Genomic DNA, 21,294 nt, shown 5'->3' with positions numbered 1-21,294 from the left:
GTCAGGGTTTTTAATGCACTAAAACACTTACTGACCCGCAATACTCATTTCCGGCAGCCAGACTGAGCCGCACTGAATATTGCTGCGGGTTTCAATATCGTCGCCGGTGGCAATAATGTTGGCCCACATGTCTTTCAGGTTGCCGGCAATGGTGATTTCACTGACCGGATACTGAATCTCGCCGTTTTCCACCCAGAAACCCGATGCGCCACGGGAGTAATCACCGGTAATACCGCTGACACCCTGTCCCATCAGCTCGGTCACCACCAGACCGGTACCCATCTCTCTGAGCATGTCGTCAAACCCCAGCCCCTGACCGGCAATGTGCCAGTTGTGAATACCGCCTGCGTGACCGGTGCTTTTCAGGCCCAGTTTACGGGCAGCGTAGGTGGTCATCAGCCAGCTATTCAGCACACCGTTTTCGATAATCAGGCGATCTTCTGTGCGGACCCCCTCGCTGTCAAACGGGGCGGAGGCCAGGCCGCCGATCACATGCGGCAGTTCGCGGATAGTCAGCCAGTCCGGCAGGATCTGTTTGCCGAGGCTGTCGAGCAGGAAAGTGGATTTGCGGTATACGGAGGTGCCGCTGATCGCCCCGACCAGATGCCCGAACAGGCCGGTTGCCACTTCCGGGGCAAAAATCACCGGCGCTTTCTGTGTTGCCAGTTTGCGCGGTGCGAGACGGGACAACGTCCGCCGGGCACACTCTTCCCCCACCCACTGTGCGGATTTCAGGTCATCCAGCTTACGGGCAATGGTGTAAGCGTAATCACGCTCCATATCGCCGTTCTCTTCCGCGATCACACAGGCGGACATGGAGTGACGGCTGCTGCAGTAGCTTTGCAGCATACCCAGCGTGTTACCGAACACACGGATGCCGTAATGGCTGTTAAAGCTGCCGCCTTCTGTGTTGGTGATGCGCGGGTCGGCACTCAGTGCCGCTTTTTCCGCATTGGCGGCGTAGTCGATCGCCTGGTCAGCACTCACTTCGGACGGATAAAACAGTTGCAGATCCGGTGCCTCGAAAGCCAGCAAATCGCGATCTGCCGGGCCCGAACACGGATCTTCAGATGTATATTTCGCAATGTCGATCGCCGCCTGTACGGTACGGGCAATCGCCTCTTCGCTTAAATCGGTGGAGGATGCACTGCCTTTGCGCTGGTTATGATACACCGTGATCCCCAGTGCGCCGTCACTGTTAAACTCGACATTCTCCACCTCACCCATACGGGTGCTCACACTCATCCCGGTGGTCCGGCTGACAGCAACCTCGGCGCTGTCACACCCTTTCTGTGCAATACTCAGTGCCTGCGAAACCGCTTGTTCCAGGCGCGTACGCTGCGCCATAATCTGAGAAGTGATATTCATCAATCAGGTTCCAATTCAATAAATTAAGGGGCCGTCAGCTAATCAGACAGCTGAATAGGTGTTATCCGGCCTTTTCCCCGGTTACAATACGCAATAATCAAATGTTAACACTCACAAACACAGAGATCATCCGGCACCCGCCGCTCTGTGTTTCGCCACAGGAAATACTATTATGGCAAAGCAGCCTGAAGACTGGTTTGAAGAACCCGACGCACTTCCTCAGGAGGAAGAGGATGACGAGATAATCTGGGTCAGCAAAAGCGAAATTAAACGCGATGCGGAAGTCCTGAAAAAACTCGGCGCTGAACTGGTTGCACTGAGCAAGACCCAGCTGGAACGTATTCCGCTGGATGAACAGCTGCTCGAGGCCATCCTGCTTGCACAAAAAATCAAGCGCGAAGGCCTGCGCCGTCAGTTACAGCTCATCGGTAAACTGCTGCGGGCCCGTGACCCGGAGCCGATTACCACGGCACTCGACAAACTGAAAAACCGCCATAACCAGCAGGTTGTCCTGCTGCATAAACTCGAAGATCTGCGCGAACGCCTGGTCAGCGGTGATGATACCGTGACGGAAGAAGCCGTTGCGCTGTTCCCGCACCTTGATCGCCAGCAGCTGCGTACGCTTATCCGCAATGCGAAAAAAGAGCGCGAAGGCAATAAACCGCCGAAAGCTTACCGCCAGCTGTTCCAGTATCTGAAAGAACTGGCAGAAAGCGCTTAATCCGCCGTCATGGTCAGGGGGGTCAGCACCAGCTGAATATCCCCCGGCCACTCTTCCTCCGCATCCCGGCAGGTGCCGATAATGGCTGAAAACAGCCGCCGCTGCCGTGCGGTAATATGTTCAAACGCCAGTATCACCGGCAGATCAATCCCGCCTGTCAGCATGTCCCACAGTGCATCCGTGTTACACCCGAAGTACGGCAGCTGAAATTTATCACTGAACTGCTGATAAAAATCGTCTGTTGTCCGGATGGTACGGAAATCAAAACGCACAATGCTGATATCAGGTGTCATGGATTAATTGGCCTGCTGAAATGAACGGTAATGATCGGTGGTGACATAAATCAGCCCGTCACTGGAGTAAAGCAGACGATCACTGCCGCGATGACCGCAGTTATAGTTAATATCCGCTTCAAACCACTGCCGTGATGGTGCATCCGGCAACCCTTTTTCCCGGTTGCCGAAACGGTCACCGCCGATAGCCTTACCCGGCATCACCTCACAGAGATTGCCTTTTGACGGCTGCCAGCCCGCATTACGGGCGGCTTTTTTCGTCACATAGTAATCCGGCAGACGCTGGTGCTGCTGCACATAGCTGACCACCCGTGCCTGTGCTGTCAACGCATCAATGCTCTGCGGCTGCTCTGTCTGCTGCGGTACCGGCTCTGACGGACGGGTATCGATAAACTGCCCCGGTAACCCTGCCAGCCAGGCAGAGACCGCCACAATCAGAACAATCACCAGCGTGCCGTATTTTTTCATCATCAGGCCGTTCCGCCGACAGTAATGCTGTCCAGTTTCAGGGTCGGCTGACCGACACCCACCGGCACGCTCTGGCCTTCTTTACCGCACACACCGACACCTTTATCCAGTTTCAGGTCATTACCGACCATCGAGACCTGCTGCATGGCCTCAATACCGGAGCCAATCAGTGTCGCGCCTTTTACCGGTTTGGTAATCTTACCGTTTTCAATGAGATACGCTTCAGATGTCGAGAACACAAACTTACCGGAGGTGATATCCACCTGACCACCGCCGAAATTCGGGGCATACAGGCCGTTTTTCACACTGGCGATAATCGCTTCCGGTGATGATTCCCCCGCCAGCATATAGGTGTTGGTCATGCGCGGCATCGGCAGATGAGCATAGGATTCACGGCGGCCGTTACCGGTCGGGTCAACCCCCATCAGACGGGCGTTGAGCTTATCCTGCATATAACCTTTCAGAATACCGTTTTCGATCAGGACGTTATACTGTCCCGGTACACCTTCGTCATCAATTGCCAGTGAACCGCGGCGATCGCCGATAGTACCGTCATCAACAATGGTACAGAGTGATGATGTGACCTGCTGACCGATTTTTCCGCTGAATACCGATGCACCACGGCGGTTGAAATCCCCTTCCAGGCCATGACCGACCGCTTCATGCAGTAATACGCCCGGCCAGCCCGCGCCCAGCACAACCGGCATTGATCCGGCCGGTGCCGCAACGGCAGAGAGATTCACCAGTGCCATGCGCACCGCTTCACGGGCAAAATGGTCTGCGCGGATCTCACCGTCTTCCGTACCGAGGAAATATTCATAACCAAAACGACCGCCGCCGCCGCTGCCGCCGTGTTCGCGTTTGCCGTCCTCTTCCACCAGCACACTGACAGACAGGCGCACCAGCGGACGGATATCCGTTGCCAGTGTGCCGTCAGTGGCAGCCACCAGCACTTCTTCATACACACCGGTCAGGCTGGCATTCACTTCCTGCACACGCGGATCTTCCGCCCGTGCCACACGGTCAAGACGATGCAGCAGTGCGATTTTTTCCTCGCGCGGCATTGCACGCAGCGGATCGAGCGCGGCATAGAGTGCCGTGTTATTGACACGGTGCAGGCTCTGCACCTGTCCGTTACCCTGCTCACGGACAATACTGCGGGCGGCGGAGGCACTCTGCTGTAATGCGGTCAGGCTTATCTGATCCGCATAGGCAAAGCCGGTTTTCTCGCCGCTGACGGCGCGGATCCCGACACCCTGGTCAATATTGTAAGAGCCGTTTTTGATAATTTTATCTTCCAGCACCCAGGCTTCATGAAAACTGCTCTGAAAATACAGATCGCCATAATCAATATGGCGATCTGCTAACTGTGTGAGGACAGAAAAGAGATCCTGTTCGTCAAGATCATGGGCGGTCAGCAAATGATTACTGACAGTTGAAAAACTCATAATTTACTCTTTACCTGTGGTGTTTTTCTCAATCAGTGAGGTCAGCTGCGGGCGGAAACGGTTATGTTTCACCACGCGGATCTGTTCACGCATTGAGGTTAAGCTGTCCGGACGGATATCAACGCCGATGGCGGCCACCGCATCCGTGTTTTTCTTCATCACTTTGCCCCAGCCGTCAACCGCCATGGTATGTCCCCATGTGCGGCGGGTGCCGTGCACACCGACCTGTGCCGGCGCCAGGATAATGCATTGGTTTTCAATCGCACGGGCACGCAGCAGCGGCTCCCAGTGAGATTTGCCGGTCAGCCGGGTAAAGGCCGCCGGAACAGAGATAATCTCCGCGCCCTGCTCACGCAGTGCCTGGAACAGCCCCGGGAAACGCAGATCATAACAGATGGTCATACCGAGACGACCAACCGGGGTATCCACCACGGTGATGTGCTCGCCGCGCTGGAAGATTTTTGATTCATTGTATGAACCCTGCTCATCATCGATATTCACATCAAACATGTGAATTTTGTCATAACGGGCTTTGATTTCCCCTTTATCATCAAACAGCAGGCTGCTGCTGGTGATGCGCGCCGGGTCTTCGCGGCTGATCAGCGGCATTGAGCCGACCAGGATCCACACCCCGTAGCGGCGCGCCATGTCAGCGACGGCTGACTGCAGCGGGCCTTCGCCCTGCACTTCCGCATATTTCTGATAGGTGTTGCCTGATGCAAAAATCAGCGCATTTTCCGGTGTCATCACCAGTTTGATATTATCAGGCAGTTGTTTGATCTGTTGTTCGATTTGCGCCAAATTGTGTTTAATATTTGTGCCGCTGCACAGCTGCAATAAAGCCACATTTGCGTTTTTCATTCCCGGGTCTCCTTTAACTGACGCAAAACTTCATCTATCTTCGGCTCTTCTAAACTACCGCTCAGGTGATACCGTATCACCGAAATTTTACTCCAGAGCGGGCCGAGTACCTTACTCGCCACAAAGACTGCCGCTCCGGCTATCGGGTTAACCACAAAGGCTGTCGCCACCCCGACCGTCGCAGAGAGTTCCGGTGTGACAACCACCGACATATCAATACGACGCTCCACAAGATAAACTGAACCGCTAAAGCTGATATCCGCAATTAATCCGTCCACGCGGGTATCGGTTGTCTTTAAAACACCCTCTTTTATCACGCCTTTGCCACGTATGCTGTCAAAAACGAAATCATTGCTGAAGGTATCCGTAAAATCGAGCTGTAATTTGCGCAGTAACGCATCAAAACTGACGAGCCGCAGCAGTTTACCGGCGTTACCGCCGCCCATCCGCTCAATCGCTCCTTTACCGAGCGACGTGCTGATGATGCCGTTCAGGGTTGCCACATCCGGCGACCACGGAACATCCCGCCAGTTCAGGTCAAAATCCACAGTAAACGGTGAGCCGGTGATAGGCACCAGTACCCCGAAATACGCCGCCATATTATCAAAGACCGGCCCCTTAAACTGCCCTTTAAAGTGCGACAGCGGCGCAGGTCCGGCATCCCAGCGACCGCTGAGGGTCAGTTCACTGGCACTGTTTTTGACTGTTGCCGCATCCAGCACCAGTGAATTATTGTCCGGCCAGACTTTCGCATTCACCGTACCGATATTCAGACCGCTCACCCAGCAGGCTTCACAGCGCAGCGTGACCGCAGGCCAGCTGCCGACACGGTAATCCGTTTTGGTGGTTTCATTGCGCTGTGATTCCGGCAGGGCGTTCTGAATCGACTCCGGATTATAGTAGAGATAATCGATACTCGCCTGCCATGGCCCGGAGGCCGGAATACGGACATCCCCGCGCAGCTCCTGACTGTCTGAGCTGAGCAGCCAGCCATTTTCCTGCGGATGAATGCGCAGTTTTATCTGATTCCAGCGCTGTCCGGCGAAGTCCGCATAAGGCGCGGAAATATCAATATTCCCCGGCAGTTTCAGTGCGGCAGACTGCTGATGATTCTGACCGGCAACCGCCAGCGCGCCGACCCACTCTTCACCGCTGATCGGCGGCAGGGCAATACTGATGACATCCGGGGTAACTTTCTCCGGCACTTTTGTGCCCGGAACGATTACCGCACCATTAAGCGTGAGGATATCGCCGAGGCGCCAGTCCGTCAGAACGCTGAACGATTTACCGACGGTTCCTCCGGCTTTCAGGGTGTGTTCTGTCCCGCTGGCATGCACATTCAGGGTGCCGCTCTCCGCGGCCCAGCGCCGGACAGCCGGTAAAGAGCTGCTGGTCAGTTTGCCGGTCTGACCCTCCAGATCCACGGTATAACGCATTTCCCCTTTCTGCGGCAGGGTAATCTTCACATCCCCCGTCCACGGGAACGACCCCGTTACGTGCTGTTTTATCGCCGCCGGTATCCCGTCTATGCCCTTCATTTGCCAGTCAGCGTCCAGATCGATATTGACGGCGAAATCAGACGGGTTTTCTTTGGTGGTAAAGCGGATATTCAGCGGCTGCCCGAACCAGTGTGCCGTGATACGGTCACTTTCCAGGTCACCGTTATCAAAGCGGAACTGTCCGCTGACATTTTTGAGTGTGCTGCCGAGCGGCACCACATCAATATCATTATTTTTCAGATTAACATGCCCGGTTGCCCGCACCATCTCATTGACGTTAAGCGGGATTTCCAGTTTAAGATCACCGGTCACCTCTCCGCCGATTTTCAGCTGCGCCAGGGTATTACCGATAGACCCCTTCATCGGGGTTTCATCAAAATACCTGCCCAGCGATTCGCCTTTACCTTCAATATCGGACTGAATATACAGGTGCTCAACCGTAAAATCCGGAATATCCGCTTTCAGATTACGGGCGGTAGCCTCGCCCAGTTTTGCTTCCTGCGCACTGATCCACAGCCCCTGGTTATGGAAATTCAGATCCGCATCCATGTTGATAAGCGCCGGCCATTCCGGATCATATTTAAAGGTGGCGTCACGCAGCGGCACCCAAATCTGAAACTGCCCTTCGTTTTTACGGAACGGAAAGTCCGCCGGGTTGCCCTGAAATATCACAGTGGCATTTTCCGCTTTCCCGGCAATCAGCGCCTGCGTCAGGTATTCGCTCAGGAATTCCCCCATCAGCGGCACAGGAAAATAGCGCCAGGCTTCCCCGGCATCTGTCAGCGTCACGCCGCCGAGGATACCGAGTGACGGCGGCCTGTCCTTATCATGCTGATAACGGAAGTTGCCGTTCGCCCGCAGTGCGCCGGATTGCAGATCTAAATTATCACTCCAGAGGCTGAAGTTGCCGCCGGTATTACGCCACTGCACCTGTCCGCGGCTTTCTGATACCGCCAGCGGTGCGGTAAACATCGGGCGGTAGTCCAGTACACTGTCATCGAGGGCAAAACGCAGAATGCCGCGTGACTGTCCGCCGCGCAATACGCCGCTGAAATGGGATACTGACGGTAATTCTTCCCGGGCTTTCCAGCTGACATCCTGCCAGGAAACATCCAGTTCGAGGTTTTCCGGGGCAGCAGGGGTGATATCAAGAGCAAAATCACGGATAAGACCTGACGGCTCGCGCTCCTGCCAGGCTTTGACAATATCATTGGTGAGGAAAGAGAATGTCGGCACAATACTGCTCAGACGTGCCAGCTCAATATCATTGGCACGGATACGCAGATGCGGATTGCCGCCGTATTTAGCCGATGCCGGGATATAAAGCAGAGACAGACTGCCCTCCGGCCACTGCTGTCCGTCAGTTTTCAGGTTCAGCAGATCCGGGATATTAAACAGCCAGCCTTCCCCCTGGCGGCGCATCTGCACCAGCAGATCCTGAACTTCCAGGGTGTGCGTGTCCTTACCGACCAGCCAGTCCGCCTCACCGGAGTTCAGTCTGACCAGGCCCCGGGTTATCGTCCCCTTCTCCACCGTCATCCACCCGGCCAGGCTGAAACCGGCCTTGTTCAGCCCGGTGTTATCGCGCAGCCAGCGGCTGAACCACGGTGTCATATCAATATCATCCGCCTGGAGATAGACCGTTCCCTCATCCAGCAGTCCGTTAACATCACGCAGATCCAGACGCACCTGCAGCCAGCCGCGCGGGTTATTCACCGAGGAGAGACTGATCTCCCCCTGGGCGCGGTGGCGTTTGCTCTGATTGAGCCATGACAGACGGGAAACCAGCAACGTGGCGGGATCGCCGGACGGTGTAAGAAAACGGATTTCACTGTCGCGCAGATCAAAATTATCAAAGCGCTCCAGCCAGAGTCCGGACAGAGCATCATCCGTTTCAATGCTGCTGCCGTCACTGCTCAGCGGCTGTTTGTAATCCAGCGTCATATGCCAGAATGTCAGATCACAGAAACTGACCTGAAAACGGAACAGTGTCCGCCAGATATCCAGAGAGAGGTCGATTTTTTCAGCTGAAATGTCTGCGTCCGGGGCGGTAACCGTCAGGTCACGGAGTGTCAGCGCCGGGCCGAATCCCTGCCAGCGGCCGCTGATTTCCCCGATTCTGACCGTGGCACCGGTCATCTGCGAGAGTTTTTGTTCGATCTGCGGGCGGTATTCATTAATCTGAGGCAGCAGATAGCGCAGACCGCCGAGCACCAGTGCCGCAGCAATCACGATTACAATCACACATGTCAGTAAAATCCCGGGCAGTCGCCTCACTGGCTCTCCTTCTCCTGCAGCTGTCAAGGCCGGCGGAACCGGATATCCGCTTATATCCGGCAGTGTACCGCCAATGAATTACATCATAACGACATCAAAATGTTCCTGACTGTAGAGCGGTTCTGCGCGAACCTGAACCTGTTTACCGACAAAAATCTCCACCTCTGCCAGTGCATGGGATTCATCTCCCTGCAATGCCTCAGTCACTGCCGGTGAGGCATAGACGAGGAAGCGGTCAACATCCAGCAGGTGGTGCACGCGGACAATTTCACGCAGAATTTCATAGCAGACCGTTTCCACCGAGCGGACACTGCCGCGCCCCTGACAGGTCGGGCACTTCTCGCACAGGACATGTTCAAGGCTCTCCCGCGTGCGCTTGCGGGTCATCTCCACCAGCCCGAGCTGAGAAAAACCGTTGATGGTGGTTTTCACACGATCTTTGGCCAGCGCCAGCTCCAGCGAACTCAGCACCCGGCGGCGGTGGTCATCATCGATCATATCAATGAAATCAATGATAATAATACCACCGAGGTTACGCAGACGTAACTGCCGCGCAATCGCCTGTGTGGCCTCGATATTGGTATTGAAAATGGTTTCTTCCAGATTGCGGTGCCCGACAAACGCGCCGGTGTTGATATCGATGGTGGTCATCGCCTCAGTCTGGTCGATAATCAGGTATCCGCCTGACTTCATTTCAACCTTGCGCTCCATCGCCCGCTGAATTTCATTTTCAGTATCGTAGAGGTCAAAAATCGGCTGACTTCCCTGGTACAACTCCAGTTTGGCGGTCATTTCCGGGATGTAATCATCCACAAATTCCTGTAACTCTTTGAAGCTCAGCCGGGAATCAATCCGGATGCGGTCGAGTGACTCACCGGCAAAATCCCGCAGAATGCGGTGCGCCAGCGCCAGTTCACCGTAGATTTTGGTGCGGGTGGTATTGCGTTTTTTGCGCTGGATAACCTTGGTCCACAACCGGCGCAGAAACGCGGCATCAGAGGTCAGTTCTTCTTCCCCGACGCCTTCCGCCGCCGTGCGGATAATAAAACCGCCGTCCTCATCACAATAACCCGCCACAATGTTTTTCAGGCGCTCACGCTCTTCTTCACTCTCAATGCGCTGGGAAACCCCGACATGAGACGCGCCCGGCATAAAGACCAGGTAGCGGGAAGGCAGCGTGATATCGGTGGTCAGACGCGCGCCTTTGGTACCCAGCGGATCTTTGACCACCTGCACAATAAGATCCTGCCCCTGATGGACCAGTTCCCCGATATCACGGGTGCGGAATTTCTCTTTTTCATCCCCGGAAATACATTCCGTGTGCGGAATAATATCCGAGGCATGCAGAAAGGCTGCTTTATCCAGGCCAATATCGATAAAGGCCGCCTGCATTCCGGGCAGCACCCGGCTCACACGCCCTTTATAGATATTGCCGACGATACCGCGTTTAGCCTCGCGCTCAATATGAATTTCCTGAAGGATCCCGCCGGTAATATAAGCGACCCGTGTTTCAGACGGGGTCACGTTGACTAATAGCTCGGCTGTCATGGTATTTCTTTCCCGTCAATATGTTCCGGTACAACCCCGTTCAGGGTATCCGTGTACCGCTTAATTAATTCTTCGGTCTCCACTAACGGTAATCCCACCACAGCATGATAGCTACCGTTAATTTTGCGGACATAGCGCCCGCCCGGGCCCTGGATGCCGTACGCACCGGCTTTGTCCATCGGTTCACCTGTCTGAATATACTCGTTTATTTCGTCATCTGATAACCGGCGGAATGTCACATCCGTCACAATCAATGTACTCAGTGTCCGGAAACGATCAGAAACCGCGACCGCCGTCATCACCTGATGGGTACAGCCGGATAATGCACTGAGCATGGCAAAGGCATGTGCCGCATCACGGGGTTTCTCCAGAATATCACCGCCGAGTACCACAATGGTATCAGAGCCGATAACCGGACGATCTTCTGCAGCCAGCGCCACACCGGCCTGTGCTTTTTCCCGCGCCAGACGTACCACGTAATCCGCTGCGGGTTCACCGTCACGGTGGACTTCATCAATACAGGGGGAAAGTGTTTCACACTGAACATTCAGCAGCCGGATAAGTTCCCGGCGGCGGGGAGAGGTTGAAGCAAGGTAAATCGGCAGCATTCAGAGGTCCTGACGTTTTGTTCACGTATCACGCCGCCGTTCCCTGATTAATGAACAGAAAAGTGACGGCGGGTTTCACGCAGTAATAAAAAAATCCATGGCCATAAGATACCATTGACCAGACTGTTCCAGAAGACTTCCGGATGAAACACAATATCGGACAACAGAAATTCTGACCAGAAAACAAAGAACTGCATCAGTACTGACAGCACCATAATAACCAGCGACTGCTGCCACAGCGCCATATTGCGCAGCAGCTGATGTCTGAATGAGACCAGATAAGCGACGATAGACAGACTCAGGGCATGTACACCCAGTGTGGAGCCTTCAATCAGGTCAATAATCATACCGAGAAAGAAAGCGGAGCCGACACTGACCCGGTGCGGCAGCGCCATCACCCAGTAGATCAGAAACAGCATCGCCCACGACGGACGGTAAAACTGAATCTGCTCCGGCCAGGGCATAATCTGCAGGACCAGGGCTATCAGAAAGGAGAGCCAGACAATAATCCGGTTTTGTCCCCGGTAGGTATTCATTGCTGCGGCCTCATCCTCAGCGGCCGGGCCGGTGCGGTATCCGCCGCCGGATCCTGAGCGGCAGGTGCGGCAGTGGCCGGGCTGTCTGCCGGTTTTGGCTGTTCAGGCTTTGGCTTAGCCAAGTTCGGCGGTGTCGTACCGGCGGAGGATGGCGGCGCGTCCGGCAGTACCGCTGCCGGGTCCGTTTCCGGCGCCGCAACGGATGGGATCACCTGCGGCATCACCTGCATAATACGCTCATTGGCTGCGCGGTACACTTCAGACGGGCCGGAAGGGTCACGCGGGTTGCTGTCTCCGCCCCATAATAAGAGCAGATAACGCAGACGCTGAAGATCTGCTGTTGGTTTGGCACTGATAATAGTATAAGCGCGCTGATTATCCACTTTCACCGAAGAGACGATCCCGACCGGATACCCTTCCGGGAAACGACCGCCGAGGCCGGATGTGACCAGCACATCCCCCACGCGGATATCAATATTGTTCGGCAGAGGTTCAAGCTGTAAATCGTCATTACATCCGGTACCGGATGCAATGACACGAATATCGTTACGCAGCACCTGAATCGGCAGTGCGTGGGTGGTATCGCAGATCAGCAGAACGCGGCTGGTTAACTGGGACACGGCAATCACCTGCCCCACCACACCTTTATCACTGATCACCGGCTGGCCGTCATACACGCCGTCACGGCTGCCTTTGTCGATCACGACCTGGTCACGGTACGGGGTATTGGCCCCCGCCATCACCTGAGTGACCATCATGTGCTCATCCTGACGCAGCGGTGAACCAAGCAGTTCCCGCAGCCGGGCATTTTCCTGCTTAAATTGTTCAAGCAGCTGATTCTGACTGCTTTTAACCAGCAGTTCCTGGCGCAGCGCACGGTTTTCAAATTCCAGCTGTTCGCGGGTGGCAAAATTATCAGAGATACCGTCCAGTAACTGACGCGGGCCGTTGGCTAAAAAATAGAACGGGCTGACCGCCGTATCCAGATAGTTACGGATTTTGGTAAAAGCATCAATCCGGTTATCAACCACAATCAGTCCGATGGCAAAAATAACCGCAACAATAATGCGAATCTGAAGGGAAGGCCCCCGGCTAAAAATCGGCTTCATAGGATGCGATATCAGGCACTACAGTAATTCCGTCCGGGAAGACAGAGTGTGAATCCGGCGAGCAGGGGGAGCGGACTCCCCCGGCCTGCAGTATTGAACGGACGGGAGTCCGCTTATTCTTCACTGAGAAGATCGCTGCCGTGCATATCGATCATCTCAAGAGCTTTGCCGCCGCCGCGGGCGACACAGGTCAGCGGATCTTCCGCGACGATCACCGGAATCCCGGTTTCTTCCATCAGCAGGCGATCCAGGTTACGCAGCAGCGCACCACCGCCGGTCAGCACCATTCCGCGTTCGGAAATATCGGATGCCAGCTCCGGCGGGCACTGTTCCAGCGCCAGCATCACTGCGCTGACAATACCGGTCAGCGGTTCCTGGAGGGCTTCCAGAATTTCGTTGGAGTTCAGGGTGAAACCGCGCGGAACCCCTTCCGCCAGGTTACGGCCGCGGACTTCAATTTCAAGCACTTCGTCAGTCGGGTAAGCCGAACCGATTTCGTGTTTGATGCGTTCTGCGGTGGCTTCACCAATCAGTGAACCATAGTTACGGCGCACATAGTTAATGATAGCTTCGTCGAAACGGTCGCCGCCGATACGGACAGACGAAGAATACACCACACCATTCAGGGAGATAACCGCCACTTCGGTGGTACCGCCGCCGATATCCACCACCATGGAACCGGTCGCTTCTGATACCGGTAAACCGGCACCGATAGCCGCCGAAACCGGCTCTTCAATCAGATACACTTCACGTGCACCGGCGCTGAGCGCGGATTCACGGATAGCACGGCGTTCAACCTGGGTTGCGCCGACCGGCACACACACCAGAACACGCGGGCTCGGGCGCATAAAACTGTTACTGTGAACCTGTTTGATAAAATGCTGGAGCATTTTCTCGGTCACAAAAAAGTCAGCGATAACACCGTCTTTCATCGGACGGATTGCTGCGATATTGCCGGGGGTACGACCCAGCATGCGTTTGGCCTCATGGCCAACAGCAGCAACACTTTTGGTTGAACCCGGACGATCCTGGCGGATAGCCACGACAGACGGTTCATCCAGAACAATGCCTTGTCCTTTGACATAAATCAGGGTATTGGCTGTACCCAGGTCAATCGACAAGTCGTTGGAAAACATGCCACGAATTTTTTTAAACATACAAAAGGATAATCCTGCAAGCCGGGGACGGGGAAAAACCCGTCTACTTTACCAACCACGTTTCTTTGCGACAAGCCACAGATTGCACCTTGCCGGCAGCGTGTCCACATCACATCAGGGAGCGGTCTATTCTAGATAATTTTTATATACTGCGCAGTATAAAGCTGCATAAAAACGCAGACTTTTTCACTTATTTGATAAAATACGCGCAGGCAGATTAAAATTAATGTAAAAAATCCGGCTGCGGCCTTCTTTTCGTCATTAATTCCTGCAAACTTCCGAACAGTTGACCGGTAACTATGCATCAAGTTCAACCGGATTCTATATAATATACGCAATCTTACAATCGGCCTGACGCCCGTTGTTTCTATCCTCGCATTAAAACAAGCGGCTTAATCCCCGATAAGACGACAAAAACACCGGGTTATTCGCCGGATTATGATGAATAAGCAACACGACTGACTCAGAATAATCTCAAAATAGCCGTAACTATAAATAGCCGTATCCCGGATACAGCCCCGTTATATCCCGCTCAGTCCGTATTGACCGCCGTAATATCTGCGGAACTTGCCAATTTCCCGGCGCGGATGCACTATAACGCATCATCAACGGCAGACAACTATTCACAACGGCTTATTTCTGCGCTGTTCATCTTACGTAATATCCGCCTCCGGAATGCCGGTTATGTGAGCACACCGGCAGAAAAACACCCTGATGTCCGGGCGTGCCTGTTAAAAAACCGGCAGGCAGACTACTATCAGCAAATGGATGCAAACGGCGGTTATTTCCCCCGGATATTCAGATAATGCGTATGATGAACTGGTCAGCCCTGTCGCGGTTCCGGTCTGTTCAGACCAGTATTTTGCTGCGAACTGCAATGAAATGTTTATAATGTCGCCCTTCCTCTGTAAAAATTAATATTGCCTGCGGTGAGAAAAAGGTGACAACGCATTAACATCGCGTTATCTTGTGCGTTTACGTTAGATTGCAGGAGATACCGGCAGGATGACCGAAAGTTATCATATTTTGTTACTGAACGGCCCGAATCTTAACCTGCTGGGCACGCGGGAACCCGATAAATACGGGACGCTCACGCTCGCGGATATCGTTGCAACGCTGACCCGGGATGCCGGTCAGTGTGGCGTTACACTAAGCCACCTGCAATCCAACGCCGAGCACGAACTCATCGACAGAATTCATGCTGCACGGGGAAACACCGATTTTATTCTGATAAACCCGGCTGCACTCACTCACACCAGTGTGGCTCTGCGTGATGCCCTGCTGGCCGTCAGCATCCCGTTTATCGAGATCCATCTGTCGAATGTACACGCACGGGAGCCGTTCCGTCACCACTCTTATCTCTCTGATATCGCCACCGGTGTTATCTGCGGGCTGGGTGCGGAAGGCTACCGTTATGCTTTACAGGCAGCGGTTCACCGTCTGTCACAATTAACTCAACACTAAGAGTACGGAATCATCTCATGGATATTCGTAAAATAAAAAAACTGATCGAGCTGGTCGAAGAGTCCGGTATTTCTGAGCTGGAAATTTCTGAAGGCGAAGAGTCAGTACGCATCAGCCGCGCGTTACCGGTTCAGGCTATGGCCGTACCACAGCAATACAGCGCACCTGTTCAGCAGCCTGCATTAGCAGCCGCTGTGGCACCATCCGCAGGTCTGGCTGATCCGGCACCGGAAAAAGAGATTGCCGGTCATGTGGTCCGCTCTCCGATGGTCGGTACGTTCTACCGCTCACCAAGCCCGGATGCGAAAGCCTTTATTGAAGTCGGTAAACAGGTCAACGTCGGTGACACCCTGTGCATCGTCGAAGCCATGAAAATGATGAACCAGATCGAAGCTGACAAAGCCGGTGTGGTTAAAGCAATTCTGTTAAAAGACGGCGATGCTGTCGAATTTGACGAGCCACTGGTCGTCATCGAATAACGGGGCGAATCATGCTGGAAAAAATCCTTATTGCCAACCGGGGTGAAATTGCACTGCGGATCCTGCGGGCCTGTAAAGAGCTCGGGATCAAAGCGGTCGCTGTTCACTCTTCCGCGGATCGTGATTTAAAACACGTTCTGCTGGCTGACGAGACCATCTGTATCGGTCCGGCGGCCTCTGCGAAAAGTTATCTGAATATCCCGGCCATTATCTCTGCCGCTGAAATTTCCGGCGCACAGGCCATCCACCCGGGGTACGGATTCTTATCTGAAAACGCTGATTTTGCCGAGCAGGTTGAACGCTCCGGCTTCACGTTTATCGGCCCGAAAGCTGAAACCATCCGCCTGATGGGCGACAAAGTGTCTGCTATCCGCGCGATGAAAGAAACCGGCGTTCCGTGTGTACCGGGCTCTGACGGCCCGCTCAGCGACGATATGCCGCTGAACCACACCATTGCCAAACGTATCGGTTTCCCGGTCATCATCAAAGCCTCCGGCGGCGGCGGCGGACGCGGTATGCGCGTTGTCCGCAATGATGAAGACCTGGAAGAAGCGATTGCAATGACCAAAGCCGAAGCCAAAGCGGCTTTCAACAACGACATGGTTTACATGGAAAAATTCCTTGAGAACCCGCGTCACGTTGAAATCCAGGTGATGGCAGATGGTCAGGGCAACGCCATCTATCTGGCGGAACGCGACTGCTCCATGCAGCGCCGTCACCAGAAAGTGGTCGAAGAAGCCCCTGCACCGGGTATCACCCCGGCGCTGCGCAAAAGCATCGGCGAACGTTGTGCCAAAGCCTGTATCGATATCGGCTACCGTGGTGCCGGTACGTTTGAGTTCCTGTTTGAAAACGGCGAATTCTATTTCATCGAAATGAACACCCGTATTCAGGTAGAGCACCCGGTCACTGAAATGATCACCGGTGTTGACCTGATCAAAGAGCAGCTGCGTGTCGCATCCGGCCTGCCGCTCTCTGTGAAACAGGACGATATCAAAGTCAAAGGTCACGCGATCGAATGCCGTATCAACGCCGAAGATCCGCACACCTTCTTGCCGAGCCCGGGCAAAATTACCCGCTTCCACTCTCCGGGTGGTTTCGGTGTCCGCTGGGAGTCTCATATTTACGCCGGTTATACTGTGCCGCCGTATTATGATTCCATGATCGGTAAACTCATCACCTATGGTGAAACCCGTGAAATTGCTATCGCCCGTATGAAAAATGCGCTGGCGGAACTGATTATCGACGGTATTAAAACCAATATCGAGCTGCACCAGCTGATTATGAATGATGAGAACTTCTGTAAAGGCGGCACCAACATCCATTATCTGGAGAAGAAACTCGGCCTGCACGAGGTCTGATTTTCTGTCGCTTTTCTTTCTCAGGCCCCTGTTATACAGGGGCTTTTTTATAAAGAGTATGTTATGCCCTGGATCCAAATACGCTTAAATTCCACCGGTGCTGATGCCGAAGTTATCGGTGATGAACTGACTGAAACCGGTGCCGTCTCCGTCACCTTTCAGGACAGCCACGACACCCCGATTTTTGAACCGCTGCCGGGGGAAACCCGCCTGTGGGGCGACACCGACGTGATCGGCCTGTATGACGCTGAAACAGACATGAAAGCCGTTGTTGCGCAATTACAGCAGCACCCGCTGCTCGGCGAACACTTTGTCCATAAAATCGAACAGATTGAAGACAAAGACTGGGAACGCGAGTGGATGGATAACTTCCACCCGATGCGTTTCGGTCAGCGTCTGTGGATCTGCCCGAGCTGGCGTGAAATCCCTGACCCGGATGCGGTCAATGTGATGCTCGATCCGGGTCTTGCATTCGGTACCGGTACCCATCCGACCACGTCTCTGTGCCTGGAATGGCTTGACGGGTTGGATCTGAACGGTAAAACCGTGATCGATTTCGGCTGCGGCTCCGGGATCCTGGCGATCGCCGCCCTCAAACTGGGCGCCAAAGAAGCTATCGGTATCGATATCGACCCGCAGGCGATTCAGGCCAGCAGGGACAACGCAGAGCGTAACGGCGTCTCAGACAAGCTGACCCTTTACCTCTCTGATAAAAAGCCGCAGACGCTCTCTGCGGACGTTGTGGTGGCCAATATCCTGGCCGGTCCGCTGCGTGAACTGGCGCCGGTGATCGGCGCGCTGCCGCAGGCCGGCGGATTACTCGGATTATCCGGCGTGCTCGCAACCCAGGCGGAAGGCGTGGCAGAGGCTTATCGTGACGCCTTTGAGATTGATGAGATTGCCGAAAAAGAAGAATGGTGCCGGATCACCGCCACAAAACGCGGCTGATATTCTTACTTTTTGGTATATAAATCGTGCGTTTGCGTGATTCAGTGAATATATTTTAAGCAATTTCACGCAAACGCATTTTATTCTGAAAATTAAATCATAAAACCGCACGGTATGCTGTTCTGAGCTAACTTATTGTTACAACAGACTAATTAATAAAATCCGAAAAAAGCAATAAAAAAAATTTCGCCGTAAAGGTCGATTTGCTCAAAGTTTGTCCTTTCATATCTTTGAAAAAATGCGTAATATACGCGCCCTTGCAGTCACAGTATGGCCACACTTCTTCGTCTATGCGTATCGGACAATACCAGTTGAAAAACCGCCTTATCGCGGCCCCTATGGCAGGCATCACCGATCGGCCTTTCCGGTCGTTGTGCTATGAAATGGGTGCGGGTATGGCCGTCTCAGAGATGCTTTCTTCCAATCCGCAGGTCTGGAAGACGGACAAATCGAGATTACGCATGGTACACAGTGATGAGCCAGGTATCCGTTCTGTGCAGATAGCCGGTAATGATCCCGGTGAAATGGCGGCTGCGGCAAAGATTAATGTTGCCGGTGGTGCGCAGGTCATCGATATCAATATGGGGTGTCCGGCCAAAAAAGTGAACCGTAAGCTGGCAGGCTCCGCCCTGCTGCGTTATCCGGCGCTGGTGGAAGAGATTCTGAACGCGGTGGTTAATGCGGTGGACGTACCTGTCACACTGAAAATTCGCACCGGCTGGTCACCGGAAGAACGGAACTGTGTCACGATTGCCCAATTGGCCGAGCGTTGCGGTATTCAGGCTCTTACGATCCATGGCAGGACCCGTGCCTGTCTGTTTAATGGGGAAGCCGAATACGACAACATCCGGACAGTTAAGCAGACTGTTGCCATCCCGGTTATTGCCAATGGCGACATTACTGACCCGCTTAAAGCCAGGGCAGTACTGGACTACACCGGCGCAGACGCGCTGATGATTGGTCGTGCTGCTCAGGGAAGACCCTGGATCTTCCGGGAAATCCAGCACTATCTGGACACAGGCGAACTGTTGCCGCCCCTGCCCGGTGCAGAGGTGAAACGCATAATGTGCGAGCATGTGCGGGAATTGCACGACTTTTACGGTCAAAGCAAGGGAGCCCGCATAGCCCGCAAGCACGTTTCCTGGTATATGCAGGAACATGCACCTGATGTTCAGTTTCGGCGCACATTCAACGCCATTGAGGATGCCGGCGAACAGCTGGAGGCGTTGGAGGCATATTTTGAAAATTTTTTGCGTAAATAAAGAAAAGAGCTGACAGAACTATGTTCGAACAACGCGTAAATTCTGACGTACTAACCGTTGCTACTGTAAATTCACAAGATCAGGTAACTCAAAAGCCGTTACGTGACTCAGTTAAGCAAGCACTGAAGAACTATTTTGCTCAATTAAACGGTCAGGATGTTAATGAACTGTATGAGCTGGTACTGGCTGAAGTTGAACAGCCATTGTTGGACATGGTGATGCAATACACCCGTGGTAACCAGACCCGCGCTGCCCTGATGATGGGCATCAACCGCGGTACTCTGCGTAAAAAACTGAAAAAATACGGCATGAACTAAGTAGTACCGTACAATGCATTGAATCGAAAAGCCTTTTCTATATTTTGGAAAAGGCTTTTTTGTTAATGTTTATACATCATAAGCCACACGAATACGCAATCTTCCCACAAGGTGAGAACACTGCTAGTTGTTATGTAGTCAACTTGATCTTGATCTCTTCCGGATCTCTGATTTAGCCTGGCGCTGAATTGGGGAGGAGATCAATGGATGAAGATCTCTGAAAGTGAATGGGTCTTTTTTCCGGGATACTTACATTACTTAAGATTCCCAAAGATTCAGAGCAATAAACCTTAGGAAAACTTAGGATTGCGACGACCGAAAAACGTTAGGATTTAATGTCTATATTTTTCACTATTTAACGTGCTCATTCCGAGCCTTGTCTCCTTCCGGATTACCCGCCCCCAAATCTTAGAGGCGGATTCCGAAAAATAAGCTTTAACTTATTTTTTAGGCGCTAAACAGCGTTTTTTATCAGTGACATATTTAGTTGCCATCATAGGTGTCCAGCCTAAGGGAGTACCCCGACAAGCTATATAACCAAGGCTTTCTAATTTACCTGTATAAACATATGAAAATATAACCGGGGAAACTAATGAAGCGACAAAAAAAACAAGAGCGATTTTATAGGTTTTCTTTGCTTTACATATTGGCATAGGAGAACCATAAAAAGCCACATATATTGGATATAATGAAAAAATAAAAACAACAAAAGAGAAAACAAAGGCAAAACAGTCTCCCCACGAATAAGTTATTTCATCTTGAAATTCAAAATACCCGATTATATCTATAATTGAAAAATAAAATGCCCCTATACCTATTATTAAAAAAACCAATGAAGATGCTATTGCTTTTAATCTAATGGTGAACATCAATACCCCCTCGGGATTACTTTTTCTATAGAATCTCGTACATACCTTTTGATTTCACTCACAATAACTTCCCTACCTGTCTCTAACATTTTGTCAGCATACATAGACCCAAGATCGAGAATTCCTTTTTCGACTTCCCGTGCTTTCTCAACAAACTCCTGCTGTGCCGCTTCAAGGTATGCAACTACCTGATCTGTTACTCCAAACTTGTCATCCAGTTTATTTAGCCCCCATGCAGCAAACAAACCGAATCCAACAACAACAACCAGAGGTACTGCGACAAAAGGTACATAAGCAATAGCCAAAGATCCCACACCCCAACTAATAACAGACGCAATTCCCAATTTAACTATATCAGTTGAAAGTGAACCAATGAATTTTGCTAATGATGTTTCATCATTCAATATATAATCAAGTGTACGATAAGCTGCGGCAACATAAAACGTCAAACGCGCACCTTCAATAATTGACTTAGTAAGTCCATATTTACCAATACCAAGGTCAACAACTCTTGTATTATCTAATCTGAATACAGGGGCATTGAGTATTTTTCTTATTCCGGGATAACCTGTAAATTTAATGAGTTCCGTCCCTATATGATTGATATAAACCGTTGCCCGAATACCAAGATCGCCGAGTTTTACAAGAATCATTGACGTGGTAACAACATCCTTACCATTCACACCATAATTCACCATAAC

The 21,294-nt window shown here is 52.6% G+C and carries 19 protein-coding genes and 1 pseudogene; 7 read left to right on the top strand and 13 right to left on the bottom strand.

What is annotated here, in order from left to right:
• Window positions 1-27: 27 nt before the first annotated feature.
• Window positions 28-1,368, bottom strand: coding sequence for a metalloprotease PmbA (gene pmbA / locus N7387_RS19455; RefSeq protein ID WP_279800718.1), 1,341 nt, complete (start codon window positions 1,366-1,368; stop codon window positions 28-30).
• Between the two features lie 172 nt (window positions 1,369-1,540).
• Between pmbA and yjgA the strand changes: the two genes are divergently transcribed.
• Window positions 1,541-2,089: a ribosome biogenesis factor YjgA gene (gene yjgA, locus N7387_RS19450; protein WP_262882686.1), complete on the top strand. Its 549-nt coding sequence runs from the start codon at window positions 1,541-1,543 to the stop codon at window positions 2,087-2,089.
• Here yjgA and N7387_RS19445 read toward each other — a convergent pair.
• The 10 genes from N7387_RS19445 to mreB all read right to left on the bottom strand — a co-directional run bounded on the left by N7387_RS19445 (window position 2,086) and on the right by mreB (window position 13,893).
• Window positions 2,086-2,382, bottom strand: a complete 297-nt coding sequence (locus N7387_RS19445) for a barstar family protein (protein WP_004236299.1) — start codon at window positions 2,380-2,382, stop codon at window positions 2,086-2,088. The genes yjgA and N7387_RS19445 overlap by 4 nt on opposite strands.
• Window positions 2,383-2,385: 3 nt before the next feature.
• The gene (locus N7387_RS19440; RefSeq protein WP_279800717.1) at window positions 2,386-2,853 is read right to left on the bottom strand and encodes a ribonuclease domain-containing protein; all 468 of its coding nucleotides are present in this window, start codon (window positions 2,851-2,853) and stop codon (window positions 2,386-2,388) included.
• Window positions 2,853-4,298, bottom strand: coding sequence for a metalloprotease TldD (gene tldD / locus N7387_RS19435; RefSeq protein WP_025151853.1), 1,446 nt, complete (start codon window positions 4,296-4,298; stop codon window positions 2,853-2,855). Before tldD ends, N7387_RS19440 begins: the two co-directional genes overlap by 1 nt.
• A gap of 3 nt (window positions 4,299-4,301) precedes the next feature.
• Window positions 4,302-5,159, bottom strand: a complete 858-nt coding sequence (gene nit1, locus N7387_RS19430; RefSeq protein WP_025151854.1) for a deaminated glutathione amidase — start codon at window positions 5,157-5,159, stop codon at window positions 4,302-4,304.
• A complete protein-coding gene (yhdP, locus tag N7387_RS19425) occupies window positions 5,156-8,935 on the bottom strand; it encodes an AsmA2 domain-containing protein YhdP (RefSeq protein WP_279800716.1) in 3,780 nt (1,259 codons plus the stop codon). The genes nit1 and yhdP overlap by 4 nt, the downstream gene beginning before the upstream one ends.
• Before the next feature lie 78 nt (window positions 8,936-9,013).
• A complete protein-coding gene (rng, locus tag N7387_RS19420) occupies window positions 9,014-10,483 on the bottom strand; it encodes a ribonuclease G (RefSeq protein WP_262860969.1) in 1,470 nt (489 codons plus the stop codon).
• Window positions 10,480-11,091 (bottom strand): Maf family protein, encoded by a 612-nt coding sequence (locus N7387_RS19415; RefSeq protein WP_279800715.1) that lies wholly within the window; start codon window positions 11,089-11,091, stop codon window positions 10,480-10,482. Before N7387_RS19415 ends, rng begins: the two co-directional genes overlap by 4 nt.
• 47 nt (window positions 11,092-11,138) lie before the next feature.
• The gene (mreD, locus tag N7387_RS19410) at window positions 11,139-11,627 is read right to left on the bottom strand and encodes a rod shape-determining protein MreD (RefSeq protein ID WP_279800714.1); all 489 of its coding nucleotides are present in this window, start codon (window positions 11,625-11,627) and stop codon (window positions 11,139-11,141) included.
• Complete coding sequence (gene mreC / locus N7387_RS19405; RefSeq protein WP_279800713.1) at window positions 11,624-12,736, bottom strand: rod shape-determining protein MreC; 1,113 nt, start codon at window positions 12,734-12,736, stop codon at window positions 11,624-11,626. The genes mreD and mreC overlap by 4 nt, the downstream gene beginning before the upstream one ends.
• 113 nt (window positions 12,737-12,849) lie before the next feature.
• A complete protein-coding gene (mreB, locus tag N7387_RS19400) occupies window positions 12,850-13,893 on the bottom strand; it encodes a rod shape-determining protein MreB (RefSeq protein ID WP_004236290.1) in 1,044 nt (347 codons plus the stop codon).
• A gap of 1,005 nt (window positions 13,894-14,898) precedes the next feature.
• Between mreB and aroQ the strand changes: the two genes are divergently transcribed.
• The 6 genes from aroQ (at window position 14,899) to fis (ending at window position 19,724) form a co-directional block, all read left to right on the top strand.
• On the top strand, window positions 14,899-15,357 hold the full coding sequence (aroQ, locus tag N7387_RS19395) for a type II 3-dehydroquinate dehydratase (RefSeq protein WP_279800712.1): 459 nt from the start codon (window positions 14,899-14,901) through the stop codon (window positions 15,355-15,357).
• A gap of 17 nt (window positions 15,358-15,374) precedes the next feature.
• On the top strand, window positions 15,375-15,836 hold the full coding sequence (gene accB, locus N7387_RS19390; RefSeq protein WP_004236288.1) for an acetyl-CoA carboxylase biotin carboxyl carrier protein: 462 nt from the start codon (window positions 15,375-15,377) through the stop codon (window positions 15,834-15,836).
• A gap of 11 nt (window positions 15,837-15,847) precedes the next feature.
• Window positions 15,848-17,197, top strand: a complete 1,350-nt coding sequence (gene accC, locus N7387_RS19385) for an acetyl-CoA carboxylase biotin carboxylase subunit (protein WP_025151862.1) — start codon at window positions 15,848-15,850, stop codon at window positions 17,195-17,197.
• Window positions 17,198-17,260: 63 nt separating this feature from the next.
• A complete protein-coding gene (gene prmA / locus N7387_RS19380) occupies window positions 17,261-18,145 on the top strand; it encodes a 50S ribosomal protein L11 methyltransferase (RefSeq protein WP_025151863.1) in 885 nt (294 codons plus the stop codon).
• Between the two features lie 290 nt (window positions 18,146-18,435).
• On the top strand, window positions 18,436-19,407 hold the full coding sequence (gene dusB, locus N7387_RS19375; RefSeq protein WP_274369656.1) for a tRNA dihydrouridine synthase DusB: 972 nt from the start codon (window positions 18,436-18,438) through the stop codon (window positions 19,405-19,407).
• Between the two features lie 20 nt (window positions 19,408-19,427).
• The gene (gene fis / locus N7387_RS19370; protein WP_004240545.1) at window positions 19,428-19,724 is read left to right on the top strand and encodes a DNA-binding transcriptional regulator Fis; all 297 of its coding nucleotides are present in this window, start codon (window positions 19,428-19,430) and stop codon (window positions 19,722-19,724) included.
• Between the two features lie 440 nt (window positions 19,725-20,164).
• On the opposite strand, the gene N7387_RS19365 is transcribed toward fis, so the two are convergent.
• Both N7387_RS19365 and N7387_RS19360 read right to left on the bottom strand, forming a co-directional pair.
• Window positions 20,165-20,593, bottom strand: coding sequence for a hypothetical protein (locus N7387_RS19365; protein ID WP_279800711.1), 429 nt, complete (start codon window positions 20,591-20,593; stop codon window positions 20,165-20,167).
• Window positions 20,593-21,294 (bottom strand): annotated as a pseudogene (locus N7387_RS19360) (PAAR domain-containing protein); the annotation flags it as partial. The pseudogene N7387_RS19360 and the gene N7387_RS19365, both read right to left, overlap by 1 nt.

The organism is Morganella sp. GD04133 (assembly GCF_029835375.1).
Classification (GTDB): Bacteria; Pseudomonadota; Gammaproteobacteria; order Enterobacterales; family Enterobacteriaceae; genus Morganella; species Morganella morganii_B.
This window is presented reverse-complemented; position numbering and strand designations above follow the sequence as displayed.